Annotated in this window: 20 protein-coding genes and 1 tRNA gene; 16 read left to right on the forward strand and 5 right to left on the reverse strand. The window is 62.9% G+C overall.

The genetic code is table 11. The features are described from left to right. The first annotated feature begins 15 nt into the window (after positions 1–15). Both CK501_RS05915 and CK501_RS05920 read left to right on the forward strand, forming a co-directional pair. Entirely contained in the window at positions 16–477 is a 462-nt protein-coding gene (locus CK501_RS05915) for a YeeE/YedE family protein (protein ID WP_095616824.1), read from the forward strand. Then, positions 474–890, forward strand: coding sequence for a DUF6691 family protein (locus CK501_RS05920; RefSeq protein WP_095616825.1), 417 nt, complete (start codon positions 474–476; stop codon positions 888–890). The genes CK501_RS05915 and CK501_RS05920 overlap by 4 nt, the downstream gene beginning before the upstream one ends. A 9-nt stretch (positions 891–899) precedes the next feature. Here CK501_RS05920 and CK501_RS05925 read toward each other — a convergent pair whose 3' ends face one another. Next, a complete protein-coding gene (locus tag CK501_RS05925) occupies positions 900–2,090 on the reverse strand; it encodes an MFS transporter (RefSeq protein ID WP_095616826.1) in 1,191 nt (396 codons plus the stop codon). Between the two features lie 286 nt (positions 2,091–2,376). Beyond that, positions 2,377–2,466, reverse strand: a tRNA-Ser gene (locus CK501_RS05930). A gap of 155 nt (positions 2,467–2,621) precedes the next feature. Here CK501_RS05930 and CK501_RS05935 point away from each other — a divergent pair. Then, positions 2,622–3,752 (forward strand): aminotransferase class V-fold PLP-dependent enzyme, encoded by a 1,131-nt coding sequence (locus CK501_RS05935; protein ID WP_095616827.1) that lies wholly within the window; start codon positions 2,622–2,624, stop codon positions 3,750–3,752. A 9-nt stretch (positions 3,753–3,761) separates the two neighbouring features. After that, positions 3,762–4,514, forward strand: coding sequence for a sulfite exporter TauE/SafE family protein (locus tag CK501_RS05940; RefSeq protein WP_095616828.1), 753 nt, complete (start codon positions 3,762–3,764; stop codon positions 4,512–4,514). On the opposite strand, the gene CK501_RS05945 is transcribed toward CK501_RS05940, so the two are convergent. Further along, positions 4,515–5,930, reverse strand: coding sequence for an alanine/glycine:cation symporter family protein (locus tag CK501_RS05945; protein WP_233128853.1), 1,416 nt, complete (start codon positions 5,928–5,930; stop codon positions 4,515–4,517). A gap of 80 nt (positions 5,931–6,010) precedes the next feature. Between CK501_RS05945 and CK501_RS05950 the strand changes: the two genes are divergently transcribed. The 5 genes from CK501_RS05950 (at position 6,011) to pgsA (ending at position 11,047) form a co-directional block, all read left to right on the forward strand. Continuing rightward, positions 6,011–7,297: a lactate 2-monooxygenase gene (locus CK501_RS05950; RefSeq protein ID WP_095616829.1), complete on the forward strand. Its 1,287-nt coding sequence runs from the start codon at positions 6,011–6,013 to the stop codon at positions 7,295–7,297. A gap of 110 nt (positions 7,298–7,407) precedes the next feature. Further along, entirely contained in the window at positions 7,408–7,989 is a 582-nt protein-coding gene (locus tag CK501_RS05955; protein ID WP_095616830.1) for a hypothetical protein, read from the forward strand. 24 nt (positions 7,990–8,013) lie between these two features. Next, a complete protein-coding gene (gene uvrY / locus CK501_RS05960; RefSeq protein WP_095616831.1) occupies positions 8,014–8,664 on the forward strand; it encodes a UvrY/SirA/GacA family response regulator transcription factor in 651 nt (216 codons plus the stop codon). Further along, positions 8,654–10,498 (forward strand): excinuclease ABC subunit UvrC, encoded by a 1,845-nt coding sequence (uvrC, locus tag CK501_RS05965; RefSeq protein WP_198949414.1) that lies wholly within the window; start codon positions 8,654–8,656, stop codon positions 10,496–10,498. Before uvrY ends, uvrC begins: the two co-directional genes overlap by 11 nt. Before the next feature lie 3 nt (positions 10,499–10,501). Beyond that, positions 10,502–11,047, forward strand: coding sequence for a CDP-diacylglycerol--glycerol-3-phosphate 3-phosphatidyltransferase (gene pgsA, locus CK501_RS05970; RefSeq protein WP_095616833.1), 546 nt, complete (start codon positions 10,502–10,504; stop codon positions 11,045–11,047). Here pgsA and CK501_RS05975 read toward each other — a convergent pair. Beyond that, complete coding sequence (locus CK501_RS05975) at positions 11,008–12,309, reverse strand: sensor domain-containing diguanylate cyclase (RefSeq protein ID WP_095616834.1); 1,302 nt, start codon at positions 12,307–12,309, stop codon at positions 11,008–11,010. The two genes, pgsA and CK501_RS05975, sit on opposite strands and share 40 nt — an antisense overlap. Before the next feature lie 216 nt (positions 12,310–12,525). On the opposite strand from CK501_RS05975, the gene recC reads away from it, so the two are divergent. From recC to lldD, 4 genes are read left to right on the forward strand one after another with little or no spacing between them, the layout of a single operon-like run. Further along, a complete protein-coding gene (gene recC / locus CK501_RS05980; RefSeq protein ID WP_095616835.1) occupies positions 12,526–15,765 on the forward strand; it encodes an exodeoxyribonuclease V subunit gamma in 3,240 nt (1,079 codons plus the stop codon). Continuing rightward, positions 15,765–19,211 (forward strand): UvrD-helicase domain-containing protein, encoded by a 3,447-nt coding sequence (locus CK501_RS05985; protein WP_095616836.1) that lies wholly within the window; start codon positions 15,765–15,767, stop codon positions 19,209–19,211. The genes recC and CK501_RS05985 overlap by 1 nt, the downstream gene beginning before the upstream one ends. Continuing rightward, positions 19,208–21,034, forward strand: a complete 1,827-nt coding sequence (gene recD / locus CK501_RS05990) for an exodeoxyribonuclease V subunit alpha (protein WP_095616837.1) — start codon at positions 19,208–19,210, stop codon at positions 21,032–21,034. The genes CK501_RS05985 and recD overlap by 4 nt, the downstream gene beginning before the upstream one ends. A 22-nt stretch (positions 21,035–21,056) precedes the next feature. Beyond that, positions 21,057–22,196, forward strand: a complete 1,140-nt coding sequence (lldD, locus tag CK501_RS05995) for an FMN-dependent L-lactate dehydrogenase LldD (protein ID WP_095616838.1) — start codon at positions 21,057–21,059, stop codon at positions 22,194–22,196. Between the two features lie 16 nt (positions 22,197–22,212). Here the strand turns inward: lldD and CK501_RS06000 are convergent, their stop codons facing one another. Further along, positions 22,213–22,758: a sigma-70 family RNA polymerase sigma factor gene (locus CK501_RS06000; protein WP_095616839.1), complete on the reverse strand. Its 546-nt coding sequence runs from the start codon at positions 22,756–22,758 to the stop codon at positions 22,213–22,215. A gap of 100 nt (positions 22,759–22,858) precedes the next feature. Between CK501_RS06000 and CK501_RS06005 the strand changes: the two genes are divergently transcribed. From CK501_RS06005 to CK501_RS06015, 3 genes are all read left to right on the forward strand, one after another. Continuing rightward, on the forward strand, positions 22,859–23,869 hold the full coding sequence (locus CK501_RS06005; protein WP_095616840.1) for a permease: 1,011 nt from the start codon (positions 22,859–22,861) through the stop codon (positions 23,867–23,869). 45 nt (positions 23,870–23,914) lie between these two features. Continuing rightward, complete coding sequence (locus CK501_RS06010; protein ID WP_095616841.1) at positions 23,915–24,148, forward strand: thioredoxin family protein; 234 nt, start codon at positions 23,915–23,917, stop codon at positions 24,146–24,148. A gap of 95 nt (positions 24,149–24,243) precedes the next feature. Beyond that, on the forward strand, positions 24,244–25,596 hold the full coding sequence (locus tag CK501_RS06015; RefSeq protein ID WP_095616842.1) for a TrpB-like pyridoxal phosphate-dependent enzyme: 1,353 nt from the start codon (positions 24,244–24,246) through the stop codon (positions 25,594–25,596). Positions 25,597–25,612: the final 16 nt, after the last annotated feature.

Below are 25,612 nucleotides of genomic sequence, written 5' to 3' on the forward strand. Positions count from 1 at the left end.
GACAGGGTACTCTTGATGGACACAGCAAGTCTTCTCAATGGTGTGGCCGGAGGCGTTCTCATCGGCGCCTCCGCCGTTTTTCTCATGGGGATGATGGGCCGGATCGCCGGGATCAGTGGCATCGTTTCCGGAATGCTCTACGAGCCCGTAAGCAGTGAACGCCTCTGGAAGGGGGCCTTTGTGCTGGGACTGGTGCTTGGGCCGCTTATGCTTACCCTGGTGGCGCCCCAGTGGGGCAACGTGGCGGGTGTGGCTGAAGGGGCGATCGGTGCGCCGGTGGCCAGCGTGCCCGTTATGGTCGTGGCCGGTCTGCTTGTGGGCCTGGGCACGGGGCTCGGTGCGGGCTGTACCAGTGGTCATGGTGTCTGTGGCATGGCACGCCTTTCCACCCGCTCGATCATGGCGACCCTGGTGTTCCTGGCCTGCGGCATGGCAACGGTGTTCATTGTAAGGCATCTGCTTGGAGGTGGCGCATGAAGGTACTGGCGGGTCTTGTCGCGGGGCTTCTGTTCGGTCTCGGGCTTGCTGTTGGTGGTATGACCGATCCCCAGCGCGTTCTCGGCTTTCTGGATGTTGCCGGTGCCTGGGATCCGACGCTGATCGGCGTCATGGGAGGTGCCGTGGTGACCAGCTTCATTGGCTATCGCCTGGTCTGGCGGATGGGCGCCCCCAGACTGGAGCCGCACTTCTTCATTCCTACCCGCGAGGACCTGGATGTGCGGCTGTTGGGCGGCGCTGCCCTCTTTGGTATTGGGTGGGGGCTCTCGGGCTACTGCCCAGGGCCAGCGGTTGCGTCGATCAGCGGCCTGACCGGGCCTCTGGCGGCGTTCGTGGCTGCCATGGCGGCTGGCTGGTGGATTGCACGCCGTATGGGCGAGCGTCAGGGCTGAGCGGACAAACTAGATTTCGTGCAGATCCCGGCGGTTCATGCGATGCAGGGTCAGAAGGCCGAGTACCGGCCCGGGCAACAGCCACCACAGTACATGCAGGGACTGGCTTGCCCAGAGGCTGGTGGTGAGCGCGATGGCGGGAATCGTGACCGCGAAACCAACGGCGTTCATGATCGCCAGGGCCGCGCCCACGTTCTCCCTGGGGGCGGTTGCCGAGGCCAGGGCTGAGAACTGCGGTGAGTCAGCAATCACCGTAGTGCCCCAGACGGCCAACAGCGCCAGAAGAAGCAGTGGGGGCGCGGTGCCGAGAAGCGGATAGAAGAGACAGAGTGCGCCGGACACCGCTAACGCACCCCGGGCCACGTTGAAACTTTCCAGCCATCGGCTCATGCGGCCACCCTGGACGCAGCCCGGTAATCCGAGCCCGATGATCAGGAATGCGACCCAGGGCGTGAGCGCCGGGTCGGAGCCAAGGCGCTCGAGTTCCCTGGTGACGAGGAACGGTGTCAGGGTCCAGAAGGCGTAGAGCTCCCAGCAGTGGCCGAAGTACCCGAAAGCCGAGGCCCGGAAATTGCGCTGGACGAAGGCTTTTATGCCGGCACCGGGGCGGATGCCAGGGGACGCGGTGGGCAGATGCGGACCATCTCCAAGACTGTGGATCAGGGCTGCGGCCACCACGGCCAGGGCGGAAGCCAGAAGCAGGGGCCATTGCCAGGGGAGTTCAAAGGTCGCACCCCGGAGCAGATGGGGAAGGGCAGTGCCCAGTGTCAGCATGCCCACAAGCCACCCCAGGGCCGCACCGGCATAGCGGGGTGTCCAACTGACCACCAGCTTCATGCCCATGGGATAGATACCGGCGAGGCAAAGGCCCGTGAAGAAACGTGCCGCCGTCGCCAGGTAGAGGTCCGCGGCAATCAGGATAAAGGCGGCGTTGATGAGGGCCCCCATGACCCCGGCGATGGCAAAGAGCCGGCTGGCCCGGATGCGGTCCGCGAGGCCGCTGATGGCGATGATCAGGGTGCCCGTCACAAAACCGGCCTGAACGGCCATGGTCAGGATTCCGAGTTCGCTTTCACTGAGGCCCACGGCCTCCGCCAGTGCGGGCGCGACGCTGTTGACGCTGAACCAGAGGGAAGTGCCGAACAGTTGCGCAATGACGATGACCGCGAGTGGGGTTCGTGTCAGCAGGGAATGGAGCATGAACCTCAAGGCCTTTGCTGGTTTGGGGGCACCGGAAAAGGATAGTCCGTGTTGGCGGTTGGTTCACGGTAGGAATGTGGCGTTGAGGCAGAACTGAAAGAGATGGCGTGGGGAGTGCTGGCCGAGGGAGGGATTATGAGGCCCTTTGGGCCTCACCCCTTCGGGGCCGCCTTCGCTTGGCGAAGGCGTTCCTCAGCCTGCCGATGGCAGGCTTCGGTCGAACCGTTAGGGTTCTCGTCCGCCCGCTCTGCCACTATCAAAACCCACCGTCGGAGGGCTTTGATAGTGGCGGAGAGGGAGGGATTCGAACCCTCGGACCGCTTACACGGTCGCCGGTTTTCGAGACCGGTGCAATCGTCCACTCTGCCACCTCTCCGCAGCGGACAGCGCGCATTCTAACGGCTCCGACCCTTGCGGAAAAGCCAGAGTCTGTCCCTGTGGGAGCGGCCATTGGCCGCGATTGGTGGAGGCCGATGCCGGAAGATGTTAGAAATAGGCCCTTTCCAAACTGGACTGAGGAGTGTCTGAACCATGTCAAAGCAGATCCCGATCGTTGATCCCGAAGGGCTTCTGGAATATTCCGTTGTGTTCAACGACCGTTCCCTGAACCATATGAGCAAGGAATTTCAGGGGGTTATGAATGACATTTCAGGTACTCTGAAAAGCGTCTACAACGCCAGTGCCACCATCGTGGTGCCCGGGGGCGGGAGCTACGGCATGGAGGCGGTGGCACGCCAGTTCGCCAACGATGCGCGCTGCCTGGTCGTGCGCAACGGCTGGTTCAGCTACCGTTGGAGCCAGATCTTGGACGCGGGGCGTATTGCCTCGGAAACGACCGTCCACAAAGCCCGTCAGCTGGAGTCGGGCAGCCAGGTTCCGTTCCGTCCGGCGCCCGTGGAGGAAGTGGTCGCCTCCATCCGTGAAAAGAAACCCGAGGTGGTGTTCGCTCCTCACGTGGAGACAGCCGCCGGCATGCGGCTGCCCGAGGATTACCTGAAGCAGGTTGCGGGCGCGGCGCATGAGGTTGGCGCAATCTTCGTGCTGGACTGTGTGGCCTCGGGTGCACTCTGGGTGGATATGAAGGCCATCGGCGTGGATGTGCTTATCAGTGCACCGCAGAAGGGGTGGAGTGCCTCGCCCTGTGCGGCCCTGGTCATGCTCAGCGATAAAGGCCTGGAGCGCCTGGAGGCGACCACCAGCAGCAGCTTCGCCTGTGACCTGAAGAAATGGCACCAGATCATGCAGGCGTATGAGGGCGGTGGCCATGCCTATCACGCCACCATGCCCACGGATGCGCTCAAGGATTTCCGGGACGCTATGAACGAAACCGTCAACGACGGTCTGGATGTCACGCGCGAGCGCCAGGAAGAACTGGGACGCCGCGTCCGGGCACTGTTCGCCGAGCGCGGGTTCGTCAGTGTTGCCGCCGAGGGCTTCGAGGCGCCGGGTGTGGTCGTTCTCTATACGCAGCGTGATGACCTGCACAAGGGCAGCGGTTTCATTGAGCAGGGCCTGCAGACGGCAGCCGGTGTGCCGCTGGCCTGTGATGAGCCCGAGGACTACAAGACCTTCCGGATCGGCCTGTTCGGGCTGGATAAGCTGCGTAACATCGATCGCACGGTTGACTGGCTCGCCGAAGCACTGGACGGTCTTGGCGCCTGACGAACGGGCATGATCGACGTTTTTCTGCCGGCAGCGCTGGATCCGCTGACCGCGGGTCTGCTGCTGGCCGCCTCCCTGGTGACCTCGATGATCACAGCGGCCCTGGGGGCCGGCGGTGGTGTGCTGCTGCTTGCCCTGATGGCGCTGTGGTTGCCTCCAGTGGCGATCATACCGGTGCATGGACTGGTTCAGCTGGGCTCCAATACCGGGCGCTTCGCCATGACCTGGCGCCGGGCGGACTGGGGGGCTCTGGCCGCCTTCGCCCCCGGGGTCATCCTCGGCATGCTCGCGGGCGCCCTGGTACTGGTGCGTCTGCCGGAGCAGCTATGGCAGGTAACCATTGCCGGGTTCATCCTGTTCCTGTGCTGGGGGCCATCACTGCCCGCTGCCGCCCTTGGGCGCACGGGCATACTGCTGGCCTCCACGGTGACCAGTTTCATCACGCTGTTTGTTGGTGCCACGGGCCCGCTTGTGGCTGCGTTTATCAAGCAGCTCCATGAGGACCGTTTCCGCACCATCGCGACCTTCTCCGGCGCCATGACGATGCAGCACCTCCCCAAGGCGCTGGTATTCGGTTTGGCCGGTTTCCATTTTCCCGAGTGGTTACCCTGGGTGGGCGGAATGATCGCCTGCGGCCTCGTGGGTACCCGGCTGGGGCTGCACCTGGTTCACCGCATGGGCGATCATACGTTCCAGCGACTGTTCAGCATCATCCTGACGCTGCTGGCACTGCGTCTGCTGTGGCAGGCGCTGGCCTCCTGATCACTTCCAGATTTCTCCGTCCACACGATCCTGGAGTTCCGGATAGTCACTGAGCTGGAAGTGGGGTATCCGCCCCTGCTTCCGCTGGGCGAGATAGTCCCTGGTCAGCTTCACCACGGTGCCCGAGAGGAAGACGATGGCGATGAGGTTCACCGTGGCCATAAGTCCCATGGAGGCGTCCGCCGTATTGAATACAGTGATCACCGCCTGGTAGCCGCCCCAGATCACCATCGCCAGTGCTGCACCGCGCAGGGCGTAGAGCCAGGCGCGTGACTGGGCGCCAAGGTAGACCAGCGCGTTCTCCGCATAGGAGTAGTTCGCGACAATGGAGGTGAACGCGAAGAACATGATGGCGATGGCGATGAATTCACCGCCCAGGTCTCCGAGATGACTCTCCATGGCAACCTGGGTGAGTTCCGCGCCAGTGACATCGGTGCCGCCTTCCATAACCCCCGAAAGCAGGATCATGACCGCGGTGGCGGTGCAGATGACAATGGTATCGATAAAGACCGCAAAACCCTGGATCAGACCCTGGGACGATGGGTGGTGGGGGACCGGTGTGGCGGTGGCGGCAATGTTCGGCGCCGAGCCCATGCCGGCCTCATTGGAGAACAGGCCACGCTTGATCCCGTTGAGCATGGCGGCGGTGATGGAGCCGGCCGCGCCACCGGCAGCCTCGCCGAAGCCGAAGGCATTCTGGACGATGCTCGCCAGGATGCCGGGCACCTCGGTGATGTTCACGATCATGATCCCTATGGCCAGGAGAACGTAGAGGCCGGCCATGACGGGGACGACCAGTTCGGCGAAGCGGGCGATTGAACGCAGTCCGCCGAAGATCACCAGGCCTGCGACCGCAGCGACAATGATGCCGACCAGCCCCTGGTTGATCCCGAAGGCACCCTCAACCGCCGTGGCGATGGCATTGGACTGCACGGCATTGAACACCAGCCCGAAGGACAGGATCAGGCAGAGCGCGAAGATCACTCCGGCCCAGGGGGCGTTCAGACCACGGGCCATGTAGAACGCCGGGCCACCGCGATACTGGCCCTGCTCATCCCGCACCTTGTAGAGCTGGGCGAGGGTGCTCTCGGCATAGCCGGTGGCCATGCCGACCAGCGCCACCATCCACATCCAGAAAATGGCGCCGGCACCGCCCAGGTAGAGCGCCACCGCGACACCGGCCAGGTTGCCTGTGCCCACGCGCGAGGCAAGACTCGTACAGACGGCCTGGAAGGGCGATATGCCGGACCTGTCGCTCTGGCGGGAGCCGCGGATGGCGCGGATCATCTCGCCGAAGTTGACGAACTGCAGGAAGCCAAGGCGGATGGTGAAGAACACGCCCACGCCCAGCAGCCCGTACACAAGGATGTAGTTCCAGAAGATGGTATTCAGAAAGCCGACAGTGGATTCCAGCAAAACGGGTCCTCTTGCAGGTGGCTGGTCAGGTGGTATTTTGAAGGTTTACCGCGAAACCATACCAGCTGAGCAGCCCTTATATGAATGACAAGAACAAGGAAACGGTCAGTCCGACCCTGGATCGCCAGCGTGAGATCTATCTCAACGGACTCAGTGGTGACCGCCCGATGGTCCCCGTGGATTACGATGAGCTCGAGGTGCGCGCCGAGCGGGCGCTTGCGCCGGAGGCGTTTGCCTACATCGCGGGTGGCGCCGGGCATGAGCACACCATGGACAGCAACCGTGAGGCATTCGGCCAGCGTCGCATCCTGCCGCGCATGCTCAACGATGTCTCCGAACGTGATACCAGCGTAACGCTTTTCGGAAGGCGCCTGCCCAGCCCCTTCCTGTTGAGCCCCATAGGCGTTCTGGAAATGGTGGATCCGGACGGTGATGCAACCGTGGGTCGTGCGGCGGCTTCGGAAGGCGTGCCCATGATCTTCTCGAACCAGGCTTCCCAGCCCATGGAGCATGTTGCCGGCGCCATGGGCGACGGCCCGCGCTGGTTCCAGCTCTACTGGAGCAAGTCCGACGACCTTGTGAAAAGTCTGGTTACCCGGGCCGAGGAAGCAGGGTGTGAGGCCATTGTGGTGACCCTGGATACCACCATGCTGGGCTGGCGCACCCGTGACCTGGACCTGGCCTATCTGCCGTTCCTGCGCGGTAAGGGCATTGCCCAGTACACCAGTGACCCGGTCTTCCTGAAGCGCCTCGAACAGGCAATCCAGGAGGGGGGGGACGATGCCCCCAAACCCAGGGTGACCATGGAAACGCTGAAAGTCCTCCGGGAAGTGGCCCAGTCCTGGCCCGGAAGTACCCTGGAGGGACTTCGCTCCGGCAAGGCGAGGGCGGCGGTCCAGGAGTTCATCAACACCTACTCACGGCCCTCGCTGACCTGGGACGATCTCGCCATGCTGCGCGAGCATACCCGTCTTCCCATTCTGCTCAAGGGCATCCTGCACCCTGAGGATGCCCGTATGGCGGTGGATTACGGCATGGATGGCGTCATTGTCTCGAACCACGGGGGGCGCCAGGTGGACGGTGCTGTATCAAGCTTCGAGATGCTGCCCCGCGTGGTGGAGGCGGTGCAGGGCCGCGTGCCGGTGATTCTGGACAGCGGCATCCGCGGTGGTGCGGATGTATTCAAGGCGCTGGCGCTGGGAGCCACTGCGGTGGGGCTGGGTCGCCCCTGGGTCTATGGCCTGGCACTCAACGGTGAGGACGGCGTGCGTGAGGTACTGCGCAACCTGAAAACGGACTTTGAGCTGACCATGGGACTTGCGGGCTGTTCCTCCACAGGGGAGATTTCACCGGAACGGTTGGTCTGAGCCGGCCGGGGTGTTCGAAAAGAAGGGGGAAGTTGCCGCACGAGTGCTGTTGCCGTCTTCCGGTTTAGGTTTCACAATTCAGCTCTACGGATCCTTTTTGGGAGAAACGGATGATGATCAGGCCTCTGAACACTTTCTGCGCAGCCATTGTGCTGCTTCTGGTGGCTCTGCCGGCAATGGCGCAGCCACTTTCTGATGATCGCATTGAGCGCTTTCTTGCAAGCCTCGAGGATCTGGAGAGCCTGGGCGAGCAGGTTGAGAACACGGACATGTTCGGGGACATGGGCCAGGAGATCCAGGAACAGGCCATGCGCAAGGGCGAATTCCGGCCCATGCGCATGATGGTAGAGAAGATGCGTGACCATGAGATGCACGATGAGTTCGCGGCCGCGGTCTCCGATCACGGGTTCCAGCGCCCCGAAGACTGGGCGGATACAGGCGACCGCATTATGCGCGCCATGGCGGCAATGGAGCTGAAAAAGCACAATCGTGGCGACATGCAGGCGGAAATGGGCGCCATGATGGAGCAGATGGAGAACAACCCCAATATCTCCGAGCAGCAGCGCAAGCGCATGCGCCAGCAGATGGAGCAGGCCATGGCAGGGATGAAGGCGATGGCCGATGCGCCCGAGGAGGACATTGAGGCCGTCCGGCCCTACCGTGACCGGATCCGTGGCGCGATGAACGACTGAATCCAGTCAGCGGGAGGAAACAGCGTGATCCGGATTCTGGTTGTGGATGATCATGAGCTCGTGCGTACCGGCATAACACGGATGCTGGCGGACGATGAAGAAATCGAGATCATGGGGGAGGCCGACTCTGGTGAAGCAGCCGTGGATCAGGTCCGGCAGGACCCACCGGACGTGGTTCTCATGGACCTTCGGATGCCTGGTATAGGCGGGCTGGAAGCTATGCGGCAGATCCACCGGATCAATGATGACGTGCGGGTGATTGCCGTGACCGCCTGTGCTGACGATCCCTATCCGACGCGGGTGATGCAGGGTGGCGCGCATGCCTATATCACCAAGGGCGCGGATCTCCAGGAGATGCTGCAGGCGGTACGCCGTGCCTCGCTCGGTCAGCGTTACATCAGCCCGGAAATCGCCCAGAAGATGGCGCTGGGAAAGGTCAACGGAGGCTCGGAGGAGTTCAGCGCCTTTGACGAACTCTCGGAGCGTGAGCTCCAGATCGCCACCATGATCGTGCAGGGCCAAAAGGTACAGGTCATCTCCGATAAACTCTGTGTGAGCCCCAAGACTGTGAATACCCACCGCTACCGGATCTTCGAGAAACTCGGTATCGACAGTGACGTGGAGCTGACCCTGAAAGCGGTGAAATACGGCCTGCTGGATGCCGATGAAGTCTGAAACCGCCGGGACCTTTGATGCCACGGCCTTTCTCAAGCAGGTGACCGAAAAGCCGGGCGTCTACCAGATGTACGACGCCAATGGCGATATTCTCTACGTCGGCAAGGCTTCCAACCTGCGCAAGCGCCTGGCCAGCTACTTCCGCAAGCAAGGGCAGGCGATCAAAACCCAATCACTGGTCACCCGGATTGCCGATATCCAGGTCACGGTGACCGCCAGCGAGACCGAGGCGCTGCTGCTGGAGCAGAACCTCATCAAATCCCAGCGTCCGCCTTACAACATCCTGCTGCGCGACGACAAGTCCTATCCCTACATCTATCTCTCGAACCACAGCGACTATCCGTCGCTCACGTTCCGGCGTGGCAAGAGCAAGCGGGATAAGGGGACCTTTTTCGGTCCCTTTCCCTCCGGCGGGGCGGTCCGGGAGAGCCTGAACATCCTCCAGAAGGTGTTCCGCATCCGCAACTGCAGCGAAAGCTACTTCCGTAACCGCACGCGCCCCTGCCTGCAGTACCAGATCAACCGCTGTACCGCGCCCTGCGTGGGCATGATTTCCCCGGAGGAATACCAGCAGGATGTCCGCCGCGCCCGGCTCTTCCTGCAGGGTAAGAACCCGGAGATCATCCAGGAGCTGATGGACGCCATGGAGCAGGCGTCGACCAGCCTCGATTTTGAACGGGCGGCCCAGTTCCGGGATCAGATCAATTACCTGCGCCATGTGCAGGAGCAGCAGGCCATCGAGGGCGGCAGCGCGGAGCTGGACGTGATCGGCCTCAGCCAGGAGGCCGGGGTTGTCTGCGTTGTGGTGCTGTCCGTGCGCGGTGGGCGGATCGTTGGCACCCAGCATTTCTTCCCCAGGCTTTCCATGGACCAGGAGGAGAGCGAGCTCATCACCGCCTTCATTGGCCAGTTCTATCTGGGGGAGGACAACCCACGGGAGATTCCCCGCGAGATCATCGTCGCGGAGGAGATTCCGGACCGGGAAGTGCTGGACCAGGCGCTGTCCAACCAGGCCGGCCGGGATACCCGTGTGCGCCATCGGGTGCGCGATGAGCGCCGGCGATGGCTGCAGATGGCCCGCACCAACGCCGAGGAGACCCTGCGCAGTCATCTATCGAACAAGGAGACCGTCTACCGGCGGCTGCTGGCGCTGCGGGAGCTGCTGGAAATGGACGAGATTCCGGCCCGCATGGAATGCTTCGACATCAGCCACAGCCAGGGCGAGAACACGGTCGCATCCTGCGTGGTTTTTGACGAGAATGGACCCCTGAAGAGTGACTACCGTCTCTATAATATTGAAGGCGAAACAGCCGGGGATGACTATGCGGCCATGGGGCAGGTTCTGCGCCGCCGCTACCGCCGTATCAAGGCGGGTGACGGCAAACGGCCGGATCTTGTGTTCATTGACGGTGGTCTCGGGCAGCTCAATGTGGCACGCACGGTCTTTGATGAACTGGGCATTGAAGACATTACCCTGATCGGCGTGGCCAAGGGTGAGGCGCGCCGCGCCGGTATGGAAGAGTTGATCGAGGCGTTGACCGAGAACCGTTTCCGGGTACCGCCGGACTCGCCGGCGCTGCACCTGATCCAGCACATCCGGGACGAGGCCCATCGGTTCGCAATCACTGGCCACCGGCAGCGACGTGACAAGAAGCGCAGCAGCTCCACGCTGGAGGGAATCCCGGGCGTGGGGCCGCGCCGGCGCCGGGACCTGATAAACTACTTCGGTGGCCTGCAGGAGCTGCGTAAGGCCAGCGTTGGTGAGATTGCCAAGGTTCGGGGGATCAGTGAGACCCTGGCCGAATCCATTCACTCAGCACTGCACAACGGGTAGCGCATGAATCTTCCAAACATCCTCACCTTTTCACGGATCGCCATGATCCCGCTGTTCCTGCTGGTCTTCTTCATGCCGTTCCAGTGGGCCTACATGGCCAGTGCCGTTATTTTCGCGGTGGCGGCTATAACCGACTGGCTTGACGGTTTCCTGGCCCGGCGCTGGGACCAGTCAACACCGCTGGGTGCCTTTCTGGATCCGGTGGCGGACAAGCTCATGGTGGCCGGGGCGCTGGCGGTGCTGATCCACGATTACGGCTCCCTGTTCCTGACCATTCCTGCCATCGTGATCATTGGCCGTGAGATTGTAATCTCGGCACTGCGCGAATGGATGGCGGAGATGGGCAAGCGCGCCAGTGTGGCCGTGTCGCTCATCGGCAAAGTAAAGACGGGCTTTCAGATGGTAGCCATCGTGATGCTGTTGGCCTATCCCCCGGGTGAGCCTGTGGCCATGGCCGGGCTCGTGATGCTGGCCGTTGCCGCCGCGCTTACGCTCTGGTCCATGTGCGTTTATCTCAAGGCCGCCTGGGAAGAGATCAGCGACACCTGATTGCGACCGGAATGCTTGGCATTATACAGGATGGTGTCAGCCCGGCTGATGAGCGCTCTCAACCCCTCCATCCCGTCGTATTCGGTGACGCCGATGCTGACCGTCACAGGCATGCCACCGATCAGGACACACGACTCGGTGGTCTGGCGCAGCGTCTCCGCCACCTGCCGGGCCCCTTCAGACGCTGTTTCCGGCAGGATCACGAAGAACTCCTCACCACCCCAGCGACCAATGCTATCGGTAGAGCGCAGACGTTCGTTCAGCGCAATCCCGACCTGCAACAGCACCTGATCGCCAACGTCATGACCATGCTGGTCATTCACCCATTTGAAGTGATCCAGATCCAGCGCCAGTAGTGACAGAGGCTGCCCCGAGCGGTGAGCGCGGTTGATTTCCTCCTCCAGAATCTGTTCGGTGCGGCGACGATTGGGAAGCCCCGTGAGCTGGTCCTCATGGGCCATCTGGTCCAGTTTCTGATGGAGTCGGCGGTTCTCTGTCATATCGCGCGAAAACCCGATGAAGCCAGTAAAAGTGCCATCCTCACTGAACAACGGAACTTTTTGAGTTTCATAGATACGCAGGGTGCCGTTCTGGCCTGCAATCTCCTCTTCATCGGACTGGGGCTGGTGAGTGGCTATGACCCGTTCGTCCAGACGCCGGCAGCTGTCGGCGTCGGCACTCGGAAGAATATCCTCATCCCGGTTTCCGATGATGGTCTCGGCCTTTTGCCCGTAGAGTGACGCCGTATGCTGGTTGAGGTAGACGTAGCGTCTTTCCGGATCCTTGACATAGATGCAGGCGGGCGAGTGGTCCAGTGCCGTTTCCAGAAGCTTCTGTTTCTCCCTGAGCGCCCTCTCAAGCTGGACCTTCTCTGTGATGTCGGTTGATACACCGGTCATACCACGGATGCTGCCGTCCGCGTTGAACAGGGGCTGTTTGACCGACCAGTACCAACGCTCCTCGCCAGTGCCGGCGATGACGTTGCGCTCCTCTTTCTCGACGGTGCGTCCGTGGACCAGGACCTGCGTGTCGTTTTCACTCAGATCCCGAGAGGCGTCCAGACAGAAGAAGGCGCTGTCGTCCTGGCCCAGAATGGCGTGCATAGGCAGGCCAAAAAGTGCCTGAACCCGCTGGTTGGCGTAGGTGTAGCGCCCGTGGCGGTCTTTCATGAAGATGAAGGAACCGATGCTGTCCACGGTTGCCTTCAGATCCTGCAGCTGCTGTAGGGCGTCCTTGGTATCCAGCGATTCCCGGGTATCCATGCCATCGCGTCCTTTTGAGGATACAGATCATCGAAGAAACACTACTTCAGTTGGCATTATGATGCAAAAATGCCGTCAGACGCGGCTGACTCGATGACGGTTGCGGACAGCTGCGACCGCGGCTGTCGCCTGGATCCATGACTATGGTCCCGTGACCGCATGGGCTATCCTGCTCATCGGATCCGAGAATGATGGACTGCCGCCAGGAGCAACAGGATGATCCACACCTTTCCCGGCAACCAGCTGGAACACCTTGTTGGCCCGCTTGCCAGGCTTCTGGCGGTACCGGTGGCCAACCCGCTGCAGCCTGATGTGATCATGGTCCAGCATCCCGGAATGGCGCACTGGCTCAACATGGAGCTGGCTGCGGAACCCACCCGGCGGGTGGCGATGAACCTGGAATACCCGCTGCCGGTGCGCTACTTCTGGACCCTGATCCGCCGGATCCTGGGCGCCGACCGCATGCCGGAGGTATCGCCCTATCAGCGTGAGATTCTGGTCTGGCGCCTCTATGCGCTGCTGGCTTCAGAGGCGGTGACCAGGGATCCCGCCTTTACCGAACCCACCCGCTACTGGCAACAACAGAGCCCACGCCAGCAGCCTTTGCGCCGCTTCCAGCTGGCCGGGGAACTCGCGGACCTTTACGAGCAGTACCTGATGTACCGCCCGGACTGGATCCGGGATTGGGACGCGGGGCAGGCGGATCACTGGCAGGCCCGGCTCTGGCAGGCGCTGGTTGCGGAGATTCCGGATCACCCGCTACGACTCATGGATGAGGCCCGGGAGCGCCTGACCGCACCAGCGGACGCGTTACCGGAGCGCCTGTTCATCTTTGGCATTAACAGTCTCGCGCCCCTGTGGCTGGAATTCATCAGTGAGGTGTCCCGGAAGGCGGGGGTGGATTTCCACATCCTTTACCTCAACCCCTCGGATGAGTACTGGGGGGATGCCGTCAGCGACCGCCAGGCCGCCCGCCAGCGGGCACGCTGGCTGGATGAGCACGACGATGACAGCGGACTGGTTCTGGATATCGGCAATCCGCTTCTCACCGGCCTGGGCCACCAGGGTCAGCAGTTCGTGCGTCTGCTCAGCGAGGTGGCGGACGAGGAAATGCCGTTGTTCACTGAGCCGGACAATGATGACCTTCTGGCCCGACTCCAGAGTGACGTGCTGCATCTCCGGGATGGCCGTGAAGCCCCCGGTGACCACTGTGACAACAGTATCAGTGTTGTCAGTGCCCACAGTGCGCTGCGTGAGGTCCAGGCGCTGCATGACTGGCTCCTGCACCGTTTCAATAACGATCCGGAACTTGCGCCACGGGACGTAGTGGTGATGTGCCCCAACGTGGAGCAGTATGCGCCCTTCGTGGAGGCGGTGTTTGCCGGCCGTGGCGAGGCGTTGTCCGAAAGGGTGCCGCCGTTGCCCAGTTCCATTGCCGACCGCAATCCGGGGGATGCGGACCCGGCAGTGGCGGCGTTCATTGAACTGCTGTCACTGCCGGATGCGCGCTTTGAAGTGAGCCGTGTCATCAGCTGGCTCCAGGTGCCGGCCATACAGCAGCGATTCGGGCTCGATACCGAACAGGTAACCCAGCTCGGCCAGTGGCTCAATGCCGCTGCGATCCACTGGGGGCTGGATGCCGAACACAAGCAGCAGTGGCTCGGGGAGGGCGCCGGTGAACGCTACAGCTGGGATCAGGGGCTCGAACGATTACTGATCGGGTTTGCCTGGGGTGATGAGGAAGTGGTGCTGCGGGACCGGCTGTTGCTGCCCCAGGTGGAAGGCGGCGACGCCGTGGTGCTCGGCCGTCTGATCGCTTTCCTGCGCGCACTCAAGGCGCTGCGGCGGGATATGGCCCGGGCGCGCACGGTCAGTGACTGGCAGACATTCCTGCATGAGCGGCTGCGCCAGGCGCTGTTCAGCACGGAACGAAGCCATGAATGGATCCATGAACAGCTCCGGGAGGTGATCCGGGAACTGGGGCAGTACGCCAGCCACGCGGCGTTCACGGACCCGGTGCCGCTCACGGTCATCCGTCATGCCCTTGAACAGAATCTGCAGAGCCCGGCCCGGACGGGTCGCCAGTTCATGACAGGGCAGATCACTGTCTGCTCCATGGTGCCCATGCGTTCCATTCCATTCCGGGTCGTGGCGATCCTGGGACTGAACGACGGCGAATTCCCGCGCCAGCGCCCACCTCTGGGCTTTGATCTGATGGCCAATGATCGCCCACGCCCGGGGGACCGCTCGCGCCGCGGGGATGATCGTTACCTGTTCCTGGAAGCCATACTCTCGGCCCGGGAGCATCTCTATCTGAGCTACCAGGGGCGGGATCTCAATACCAATGCGGAGCGTCAGCCATCCCTGGTGCTCACAGAACTGATGAACTATCTGGAAGGCGCCACCGGCTGGCGCCGTGACGCCATCAGGGCGTTGCCGCTGCAGCCGTTCAGCCCGACCAACTACCAGGGCCCGGAGCCGAGCTTTGACCCGGGGTGGCTCCGCCTTACCGAGTCCGGGGCGGAACGGGAGCAGGCACAGCGCCTGCCGCCGCCTGACCCTGAACCCGACCAGCTGACTTTGGAGCAGCTGGTCCGGGCGCTGGAGAACCCGGCCCGTCACCATGCCCAGCAACGCCTCGGCCTCTATCTGGAGGAATCCGAGCTGCCTGAACTCGAGGATGTGGAGCCCTTTGCGGCTAATCATCTCAGCCGTTATCTGATCCAGGAAGCTCTGATCCACTGCGAGCTTCAGGGTGCCGATGAAACCCCGGTGCTGGAGCGCGCGCGTCTTTCCGGGGAGCTTCCGGACCATGCGCCGATGGCCTCGGAACTGGCGGACTGGCGGGAGCAGGCCAGTGGCTTCGCGCAGGCTCTGGTGGATTCAGGAGCCGCACACGTCCAGACCGCCGCTGTTGAATACAGCATTGATGGCCTGACGCTGGCCGCGGAACTGACTCTGACAGCGGATGGCCGTCTGGTTCTGTGGCGCATGGCGAATCCGAAAGGCAAGGATCTGCTGCGGCTCTGGTGCCATCACCTGGTGGCCAACCTTGAGGCGGAGCGGTCCTCTGTTGGGATTCACCGGGGCAGGGACGGCGCCCTCCGCATGATGCAGCTGGACCCCATGGGGCGAGGGGAGGCGGAATCCCAGCTGACCGCGCTGGTGGAAGCCTGGCGGGAGAGCCTGTGTGAGCCCTCGCGCCTGCACGCCGACCTGATGCGTGAGCTGGCCACCATGGACGCTGATGCGGATGGGACGAAACGGCTCCGGGCGCTGCGTAAGGCCTGGCTGGGCGACAGCTGGAACGGCTTCCCCGGGGTCAGGGATGATGCCTATGTCGGATGGTTCTTTGATGAAGACACTGATGCGGAATCCCTTCTGGCCGCTATCGACCGCCGGTACGGGCCGTTGATGGCCGCCGTGACGATCACCGACACCACGGAGGCGGTGTGATGAAGGAGCTGGACGTTACCCACCTGCCGCTGGAAGGCATACATCTGATCGAGGCCAGTGCGGGCACGGGCAAGACCTACAACATCACACGGCTTTACCTGCGCCTGCTGCTGGAGCGGGAACTGGAGGTGCAGCAGCTGCTGGTGATGACCTTCACCCGTGCCGCCACCGCCGAGCTGAAGGGGCGCCTGGCGGGCGAGATCCAGCGTGCCCATGGTCAGTGGGAAGAGCTGGAGGAGCCCTTCTACGTGTCGCTGCGGGCGCGTTTCCCGGACACAGACCGCGTGAAAGCCCGCCTGCGCAACGCCGCCCTGCACATGGACGAGGCGGCCATCTACACCATCCACAGTTTCTGTCGGCGAGCCCTGACCCAGGAAGCCTTTACCAGTGGCATAAGCTTTGAGGCGGCCATGGAAGTGGACAGCAGCGCGCTGGTGCGTGAAGCGCTGGAGGACTGGTACCGGCAGGAGGCACAGGGGCCTGATTTCCAGCAGCTTTACGCCTATCAGCCCACGCCCGACGCCTTCGCAAAGGTCTGGGAATCCACCATCAAGGGAACCGAAACGCTTCCGGAACCCGGGGTGCCGGATCTGGCGACAGCCTGGCAGGAATTCCGCCGCCAGTGGCCGGAGGAACGGGAGGCCTTCGCGACGCTGAATGTTGCGGCCCGGAAAACGCCGGACACCAAGGCCCACTGGCAGGCCGTCCAGGAGGAGCTGGAGCGCCTCAGCGATTGTCACTGGGATGGCAGTATCCCGGACGTTTTCCAGGGCAGGTTCCTGAAGGAGGCGTTCAGCAGCGGGAAGAAGCAACAGAGCATGCCCGCGCTGTATGAGCTCGCCAGCGGCATCGCCGGCCTCCAGCGGGCGCGTGAGGCCTGGTGGGCCTGGAAGGGCGTGATCTTCGCGCGGGCGCACCTGGCCGCCAGCAAGGATCGGCTGGACCAGCTGGATTTCAGCGATCTGATCCGCCGCCTGAGTGAACAGCTGGCGTCGGAGGAGCGCGGACCGGCCCTGGCCCGGAGCCTGGGAGAGCAGTTCCCGGTGGCACTGGTGGATGAATTCCAGGATACGGACCCGGACCAGTACGCCATCCTCCAGGGGATCTACGGTGAGGCCAGGGAACAGGGCCGGATGCTGTGCATGATCGGCGACCCCAAACAGGCCATCTACGGTTTCCGTGGCGGTGATGTCTTTGCCTATCTCACCGCCCGCAATGACGCGGATCACCAGTGGTTCATGGGCGCCAATTACCGCTCGGCGCCGGAAGTGATCCGGGGTTATAACCGGCTCTTCCATGGCGAGGCCGTACCCGGGGATCCACGCGAAGCCATCCCCCATGACCGGATCTTCGGCTATGGCATCCAGTACCCGCCAGTCAGTGCCGGCAGGCCCGACCGGGAGCCGGTTCGCGGGCCGGCGGGACGGGCGGCTTTCCAGTGGGGACTGCTGCCGGTTGCGGATGACATGGAAGGGCTCAGCAGCAAGGGCACCGGCTATACCAAGGAGGGGCGTCAACCCCTGGCGCAATGGACGGCTCGTGAAATCCTGAGGCTGCTTTCGGATGCAGAGGTCGATGGTGAAGCCGTGGCGCCCGGGGATATCGCTGTCCTGGTCCGGGACCGCACGGAAGCCGCCCTCATGCAGGAAGCGCTGACCGCCCGGGGGCTGGATTCCGTCTACCTGAGCGCCCGGGACAACGTACTGGAAAGCCCGGAATCCCTCGATCTGCTTCGGGCCCTGCGGGGCATCCTGAACCTTGAGGATGACCGCCAGCTGATGGCGGCACTGGCGACCATGCTGTTCGGTTACAGCACCCGGGAGCTGTTTGACCTGCGCAACAGCGAACGGGACTGGGCCAGGCTTCTGGACGACGTTACGGCCCTGCGCGAGCGCTGGCACCGCAAGGGGTTCATGAGCATGGCGCTGCAGCTCCTTCAGTGGCGGGCAAGACCGGAGCCGCAGCGGCATGAGCGCAGCCTCACCAACCTCATGCACCTGATGGAGCTGCTGCAGGAGGCCAGCCAGCAGCACCGCCAGCCCGAGGCGCTGCTGCACTGGTTTGAGCAGGCGCGCACGGACAGCACCGTCCAGAACACCGAACTCCGGCTGGAAAGCGACGGCCACCTGGTGCGTGTGGTGACCATGCACGGGGCCAAGGGGCTGGAGTATCCTATCGTGTTCCTGCCGTTCGTCAGCTATGGCAAACAGGGCGGCCGCGGCCGGGACATGCTGGTGCGTTACCATGATCCCCGGGACCACACTACGCACCTGGCCCTGAACCCGTCGGACGAGCAGCTTGATCTTGCTGCGGAGGAGGAAGCGGCGGAGAGCATCCGTCTCCTTTACGTGGCCGCGACCCGGGGCGAGCGGCGGGTCTACATGCTGGCCGCGGCGTTTGATCAGCTGGCGTCTTCGCCGCTGGCGCGCTGCCTTGGGGTCAGCAGCTTTGAGGCGCTGGAAGGCGCTGTACGGCAACAGTATGACGAAGGAGCCTGTGGCGTACTGACGATCACCAGCACCGATGAGCCGGTGAGCAGTGCTCCGGCGCCGGCTTCCCCTGACGGGCTGGCCGCGGCTGAATTCCATGGACGTATTGAGAGGGACTGGTGGCTGTCCTCCTTCTCGGCGCTCACGCGCAATGCGCGCCATGGCGGCACCAGTGCCCGGGACCGGGATCAGGACGAACTGGAAGAGACCCAGCCCCATGGGGAAGCGGACAACATCCGCTTTTCCCTCCAGAAAGGCGCCGAAGCCGGCAACCTGCTGCACGACGTGCTGGAATGGCTGGATTTCAGTAACCCGGACCTGGACGGGGTTCTGGACCAGGCCGAAAGGCGCTACCCGGGCCTGATGGCCCCTGCTGAAACCACCCGTGAGCCCATCAAAGCCTGGCTGCGGGACCTGCTGGCCGTAAAGCTGCCCAGCGGTGCAACCCTGGGAGCGCTACCGCCGGAGAAGACCCTGAGGGAAAGCGAATTCTACTTTCCCATGAACGCGGACCAGCACCCACCCCTGGGCCGCATCCTGGCACGCCACAGGGGAGGTTATGCCGCGGTCACGCTGCCACCGCCGGCAAGCCTCAACGGCATGCTCCAGGGCTTCATCGACCTGGTCTACGAGTGGCAGGGGCGCTATTACATCGTGGACTACAAGTCCAATCACCTGGGCAACGGCTTTGGCCATTACAACCCGGAGGCACTGACCGCCAATATGCGCGAGAGCTTCTACGATCTCCAGTACCTGCTCTATATGCTGGCACTCCATCGCTTCCTGCGGATCCGCATCCCGGATTACGATCCGGGGCAGCATCTCGGGGGCGTGCACTACCTTTACCTGCGGGGGATGGCGCCGGGCCGTGATACCGGTGTCCACGCACAGGAGCCGGATCTGGGCGCACTGTTCGCCCTGGATGCCCTTTTTGAGGGTCGGGAGGTGGCGGTATGAGCGCGGTGCTCAACCCTGTGCGGGAAGGCGAGGCCCCGGAAGCCATCGACCAGGCGCTGGCGGACGCCCTTTGCGAATGGATCGGCTGCCGTGAGGACTGGTTCCGGCATTCGCTGATGGCCGTCAGCGAGGCACTGCAGGACGGTCATACCTGTCTGAACCTGCCGTACTGGGCCGGCCAGACCCGCTGGCAGAGTGACACCTTCCCGGGCATCCGGTTCCCGGAGCTGGGAGAGTGGCGGCAGGGCCTATCGGCTCTGGCGATCAGCCCGGATGATGATGCCCCCGTGGTGTTTGAGCGGGATCGGCTCTACCTGCGTCGTTACTGGCGTTTTGAGACCGAAGTGGCAGCGTCCATCCGCGAACGACTGGCGGTCACTGGGAATGTGGATGCGCCCGGCGCCCGGGCGGCCCTTGAGCGGCTCTTCCCCGGTCAGGCAGGGCAGGCCAGGACTGACTGGCAGAAGGTGGCCGCGGCTAACGCGCTTTTCCAGCGCTTCAGCGTGATCGCCGGTGGGCCCGGCACCGGAAAGACGCATACGGTTACCCGGCTTCTGGCCCTTCTGATTGAGGCGTCCGCCTCCGGTGAGGGAATGCCCCGGGTGCACCTTGCGGCACCCACCGGCAAGGCGGCCCAGCGCTTGGCCGAGTCCGTGGTGAAGGCAAGCTCCGGATTGGCGTCGGATGTGGCTCCCCGGGTAATGGAGGCCATCCCCCAGGAAGCCACCACGCTGCACCGGTTGCTCGGCGTGATCCCGAACAGCCACCGCTTCCGCCACAACGAAGATAACCCGCTCAATGTGGACATACTGGTGGTGGATGAGATTTCCATGGTGGACCTGCCCCTGATGGCGCGGTTGTTTCGCGCACTGCCGCCGGAATGCCGGGTGATCCTGCTGGGCGACGCCGACCAGCTGCCCTCGGTCGCCGCGGGGTCGGTGCTGGCGGACCTGGCGCCCCGGAATGTAGCAGCCTACAGCCCCGAACGCTGCCGCGAGCTCGCCGCCCTAGGCATTGAGCTTGACCCCGCCGACGACGGTTCGGGGGGTGCGGACTACCTGAGTTTCCTGAGGGAGAGCCGGCGATTCGGTGGCAGCAGTGGTATCGGCCAGCTTGCCGCTGCTGCCATCAGCGGCGATGAGGAGGGCACTCTCAATGTTCTCCGGGGCGCTCAAGAGGACGTGGTCTGGCAGGGCGGCGGTGCGCTGTCCGAACAGCTTGCTGCCTGGACGGAGCAGCACTACCGGCCCATCACGGAAGCGACCGACCTGAAGGACGCCTTCGCGCGGCTGCAGGCCTTCCGGATCCTCTGTCCCGCCCGCGTTGGTCCCAATGGTGTCCAGTCAATCAATGAGCGTGTTACCGCTGCGCTCAACCCGGAGCGGCAACGTTTCTTCCGCGGCCAGCCCATCATGATCACGCGCAACCATTACGGGCTTGGCCTCTACAATGGCGATATCGGCCTGATCTGGCCGGACGAGCCGGAGCGGGAAGGCGAGGCGCCCCCACTGCTGGCCTGGTTCCCGGGTGAGGAGGGCTTTATGCCCATGGCGCCGGGGCGACTGCCGGACCATGAAACGGTCTACGCCATGACCATCCACAAGACACAGGGCTCGGAGTTTGATTCCGTGGCCCTGGTGCTGCCCGAGAGGCCGTCCGCGATTCTCAGCCGGGAGCTGATCTACACTGGAATTACCCGGGCCCGTTCCCGATTGATGGTCATCGGGGATGAGGCCGTCTGGCGTGCCGGCATCAGCCAGGCCGTGGAGCGCCATTCCGGCCTCGGCGTGCGGCTCAGGGGTGACCCGTCCGAACACCGGTAAGCATGACAAGGACAGTATTCCCATGATCATTTCCTCGACCCAGGATTACCGTGAGGCGGCACGCCGGCGGCTGCCGCCCTTCCTGTTCCACTACATCGATGGCGCCAGCTACGACGAATACACCCTGCAGCGCAATACCCAGGACCTGCGTGAGCTGTCACTGCGCCAGCGGGTGCTGCAGGAAGTCGGTGACGTCGACCTCTCAACCCGTCTTTTTGGTGAGGATCTGAGTCTGCCGGTGGCCCTGGCGCCAGTGGGGCTGACGGGCATGTATGCCCGGCGCGGCGAAGCACAGGCGGCCCGGGCGTCCGCCGCCAAGGGGGTCCCCTTTACGCTGTCCACCGTCTCGGTATGCCCGATCGAGGAGGTGCAGCAGGCCTCGCAACGCCCCCTCTGGTTCCAGCTCTATGTGCTCCGGGATCGGGGCTTTATGAAGAACGTACTGGAGCGGGCCTGGGAGGCCGGTGTCCGGACTCTGGTTTTCACGGTGGATATGCCGGTGCCGGGCGCCCGCTACCGTGACGCCCATTCCGGCATGTCCGGCCCGTACTCGGGGGCCCGCCGTATGTTGCAGGCCGCCACCCATCCCTCCTGGGCCTGGCACGTGGGCGTGCAGGGGCGCCCACATGATCTGGGTAATGTGTCTGCCTATCTCGGGGAGACGATCAGTCTGGAGGACTATGTGGGCTGGCTTGGCAGGAACTTCGACCCTGCCATCGGCTGGAAGGATCTTGAGTGGATCCGGGAGTTCTGGAAAGGATCCATGGTGATCAAGGGCATCCTGGATCCCGAGGACGCCAGGGATGCCGTGCGCTTTGGGGCCGATGGCATCGTCGTTTCCAACCACGGTGGCCGCCAGCTCGACGGGGCGCTCTCCAGCGCCCGCGCCATGCCCATGATCGCGGAGGCGGTCGGGGATGAACTCACGCTTCTGGCGGATTCGGGCATCCGTTCCGGTCTGGATGTGGTCCGCATGCTCGCCCTTGGCGCTCACGGGGTGCTGCTCGGCCGCGCCTATGTCTATGCGCTGGCGGCGGCGGGAGAGCAGGGCGTTGCCCACCTTCTGGGGCTTATAGAGAGTGAGATGCGTGTGGCGATGACGCTGACCGGTGCACGCTCTGTTGGGGAAATCTGCCGTGAAAGCCTGGCTGTAAAGGTGTAAAGGCGCGCCGCGCCGCTCATCTGTCGAGGACGCTGAGCGCGCGATGGCAGCAGACCCTGCCCTGCTCATCAAGGATTATATTGCAGTTTTGGACCAGAAGCGCTCGAAGGCGCTGCCGGGCCCGGCGGACCCGGGCCTTGGTCGCTGGCAGGGATAGACCCTGATGGCTGGCGTAATCGTTGTGGGTCATCCCATCAAGATCACAGGCCTGCAGGATATGCCGGTCGTGCTCCTCGAGCTCGGGGAGATTCCGGGCGATGCACTGCTGCAGTTCGGAAACGGGAGAGCGTGACTCGTTGTGCGTCTCAAGTGTGATTTCGGAAAGGTCTGACAGCGGCTTCCTCAGTCTCTGGCGGTCAATGAGTTGATTCCTGGCAACGCGGAAAAGCCACGCTTTCGGGTTATCCAGCCCACAGAAGCCGTTGCCCTCTCGCATTGCACGCACAAATACTTCCTGCAGCAGATCCTCGGCTTCTTCGGGGGATACCGCGCGCTGTGTCAGGAATCCTGCGAGCTCGTCGCTATTGTCATGCCAAGCGTTCAGAACGCATTCGTAGCTCATCGTACCTCTGCCTCTCCGTCTGCCTGAAAAAGCTGCATCCTTTTCCGTATTGGTTCGTCTCCCTTTGTAGAGCTGATCATTTCATTCAATGAGGATACCAATGCTGGCGATTTTCACATGGCTTGCCGACTGGATTGTCTATAGAAGTCTGGGATTCGAGGAAGGAACCCGGCTTGCCGATGCGATGCACTTTTTCGTGGAGGATACCAGTAAAATCCTCGTGCTGCTGGTTGTGATGATCTACGTGATCGCCCTGGCCAGGGCTTCTCTCAACCTGGAGCGCGTAAGGTACTACATCCAGCATCGTCATCGCCTGACGGGGTACTTTCTCGGTTCCGGGTTTGGCGCCATTACGCCATTCTGCTCATGCTCCAGCATACCTTTGTTCCTGGGGTTTACCAGCGCCGGCATTCCGCTGGGAGTGACCATGGCGTTCCTGTTCACCTCTCCCATCATCAACGAAGTGGCTGTGATCATGCTCTGGGGCCTTCTCGGATGGCAGTTCACGCTGGTGTATGTGGTAATCGGCGTTCTGGTGGGTGTTAGCGGTGGCATGATTCTGGATCTACTGCGCGGCGAGCGCTGGCTCCAGTCCTTCGCGGCGAAGGCCTACCAACAGGCTGAATCCGGTGTCCAGAACAGTCCCGACGCGGGCGATCTCCCCCAGAAGCTGACACTCAAGGACCGACACCGGTTCGCCAGCTCGGAAGTGCGTGACATAGTGGGCCGTATCTGGAAGTGGGTCCTTATCGGCGTCGCGCTAGGGTCAGCGCTGCATGGGTTTGTACCGGAGGGATGGTTTGCGCAGAACCTTGGATCCGGCCAGTGGTGGAGCGTTCCCGCGGGCGTTCTTGCAGGACTGCCGCTTTATTCCAACGCGACCGCGGTCATCCCGGTGATGGAAAGTCTCATCGTCAAAGGCCTGCCCGTGGGCACGACGCTGGCTTTCTGTATGAGCACGGTGGCGGCGAGTTTCCCTGAGTTCATCATGCTCAAGCAGGTCATGCAGTACCGTCTGCTTGGGCTCATCTTTGTGATCCTGCTGCTCAATTTCATGGTTGTCGGCTGGATCATGAATGCGGTCAGTCCCTGGCTGTTCGCTGGAGCCTGAGGGCTCCGTTACCTGAACCTGATCAAGAAGGAGGAGTGGATACCAATGCGTATTGAAGTGCTTGGAACCGGTTGTAAGAAATGTGACACCACCGCGGACGCGATCCGTGAGGTCGCGTCGGAGCTTGGCGTTGATGCCGAGGTAGAGAAGGTCACCGATCCGCAGGTCATCATGCAGTACCAGGTCATGTCGACCCCGGCTGTGGCCGTTGATGGTCAGCTGAGACACAGTGGTTCAGTGCCCACACGAGAGACCATCACTGGCCTGTTGTCTCAGTAATTGGAATGGTTGTATTGCGGGCTGAGACCCGATGACGCCGGCAGTCGGCCCGGGTATCATGCGGGGCGTTTTCAACATTGAATCCGGGGCTCGCAATGACCACCAAGTTCCTGCTCGACGAAAGCCGTATTCCCACGCACTGGTACAACCTCCAGGCGGACCTGCCTGAGCCGTTGCCGGCCGTACTCAATCCGGCAACCCATGAGCCGGTGACCCCCGCGGATCTTGAACCCCTGTTTCCGGCGTCCCTGATCGAACAGGAAGTCACCACGGAACGGGAGGTCCCGATTCCGGAGCCCGTTCGAGAGGTCTATCGCCAGTGGCGGCCCGCACCGCTGTATCGTGCGCACGCGCTGGAGAAGGCGCTGGGAACGCCGGCACGGATCTACTACAAGTACGAGGGCGTGAGTCCGGCCGGCAGCCACAAACCCAACAGCGCCATTCCCCAGGCCTTTTTCAACCACGAAGCCGGTATCCGGCGTCTCACCACGGAGACCGGGGCAGGGCAGTGGGGAACGTCGCTGTCCTACGCCGGTGCGCTCATGGACATGGACGTGCAGGTGTTCCAGGTCCGGGTTTCCTACAATCAGAAACCCTACCGTCGCGCGGTGATGGAAACCTACGGGGCGCGCTGTATTGCTTCTCCGTCCAATGAGACTGAGTTCGGCCGCAGTGTACTCGCGGATACTCCGGACCATACCGGCAGCCTGGGGATCGCCATCTCCGAGGCGGTGGAGCTGGCAGCGCAGGATCCCGGCACCAAGTACGCTCTGGGGTCGGTCCTGAACCATGTGCTGCTGCACCAGACGGTCATCGGCCAGGAAACCATGGAACAGATGGCCATGGCGGGGGATTCGCCCGATGTGATTGTGGGCTGCACTGGTGGCGGCTCCAATTTCGCCGGTTTCGCCTTCCCGTTCATCGGCCAGTCACTGCGTGGCGGTGAAAGCCCGCGTGTGGTGGCCGTGGAACCCTCATCATGCCCGACACTGACCCGTGGCCAGTATGCCTACGATTATGGCGATACGGCGAAGATGACCCCGCTGACGCGCATGCACACCCTGGGGTCAGGCTTTACGCCGCCCGGCTTCCATGCCGGTGGGTTGCGCTATCACGGCATGGCGCCGCTGGTTTCGCACGCTAAACAGCTGGGCCTGTTCGAGGCGGTTGCCTATCCCCAGAAGGCCTGTTTCGAGGCAGGGATCCTGTTCGCGCGTAATGAGGGGATTGTGCCGGCGCCTGAAGCCAACCACGCGGTGCGTGGTGCCATCGACGAGGCCATCCGCTGTCGCGAAGAGGGCAGTGCCGAGACCATCCTGTTCAACCTGTGCGGTCATGGTCACTTCGATATGGCGGCTTACACGTCCTATTTTGCGGGTGAGCTCAGCGACCATGAGTACAGTGACGAGGAGCTCGCCATGGCACTGTCGGGTCTGCCGTCGGTCTGAACGGAAGAGCTCTGGC

The organism is Halovibrio salipaludis (assembly GCF_002286965.1).
In the GTDB taxonomy this organism is placed as follows: Bacteria; Pseudomonadota; Gammaproteobacteria; order Pseudomonadales; family Oleiphilaceae; genus Halospina; species Halospina salipaludis.

Coding starts and splice junctions, on each gene's coding strand:
- CK501_RS06000 (WP_095616839.1), bottom strand. CDS start 22,758: ATGAGCTACGAATGCGTTCTGAACGCTTGGCATGACAATAGCGACGAG.
- CK501_RS05920 (WP_095616825.1), top strand. CDS start 474: ATGAAGGTACTGGCGGGTCTTGTCGCGGGGCTTCTGTTCGGTCTCGGG.
- CK501_RS06015 (WP_095616842.1), top strand. CDS start 24,244: ATGACCACCAAGTTCCTGCTCGACGAAAGCCGTATTCCCACGCACTGG.
- recC (WP_095616835.1), top strand. CDS start 12,526: ATGATCCACACCTTTCCCGGCAACCAGCTGGAACACCTTGTTGGCCCG.
- lldD (WP_095616838.1), top strand. CDS start 21,057: ATGATCATTTCCTCGACCCAGGATTACCGTGAGGCGGCACGCCGGCGG.
- CK501_RS05985 (WP_095616836.1), top strand. CDS start 15,765: ATGAAGGAGCTGGACGTTACCCACCTGCCGCTGGAAGGCATACATCTG.
- CK501_RS05935 (WP_095616827.1), top strand. CDS start 2,622: ATGTCAAAGCAGATCCCGATCGTTGATCCCGAAGGGCTTCTGGAATAT.
- pgsA (WP_095616833.1), top strand. CDS start 10,502: ATGAATCTTCCAAACATCCTCACCTTTTCACGGATCGCCATGATCCCG.
- CK501_RS05915 (WP_095616824.1), top strand. CDS start 16: ATGGACACAGCAAGTCTTCTCAATGGTGTGGCCGGAGGCGTTCTCATC.
- CK501_RS06005 (WP_095616840.1), top strand. CDS start 22,859: ATGCTGGCGATTTTCACATGGCTTGCCGACTGGATTGTCTATAGAAGT.
- CK501_RS06010 (WP_095616841.1), top strand. CDS start 23,915: ATGCGTATTGAAGTGCTTGGAACCGGTTGTAAGAAATGTGACACCACC.
- CK501_RS05940 (WP_095616828.1), top strand. CDS start 3,762: ATGATCGACGTTTTTCTGCCGGCAGCGCTGGATCCGCTGACCGCGGGT.
- CK501_RS05925 (WP_095616826.1), bottom strand. CDS start 2,090: ATGCTCCATTCCCTGCTGACACGAACCCCACTCGCGGTCATCGTCATT.
- recD (WP_095616837.1), top strand. CDS start 19,208: ATGAGCGCGGTGCTCAACCCTGTGCGGGAAGGCGAGGCCCCGGAAGCC.
- CK501_RS05975 (WP_095616834.1), bottom strand. CDS start 12,309: ATGGATACCCGGGAATCGCTGGATACCAAGGACGCCCTACAGCAGCTG.
- uvrC (WP_198949414.1), top strand. CDS start 8,654: ATGAAGTCTGAAACCGCCGGGACCTTTGATGCCACGGCCTTTCTCAAG.
- CK501_RS05955 (WP_095616830.1), top strand. CDS start 7,408: ATGATGATCAGGCCTCTGAACACTTTCTGCGCAGCCATTGTGCTGCTT.
- CK501_RS05950 (WP_095616829.1), top strand. CDS start 6,011: ATGAATGACAAGAACAAGGAAACGGTCAGTCCGACCCTGGATCGCCAG.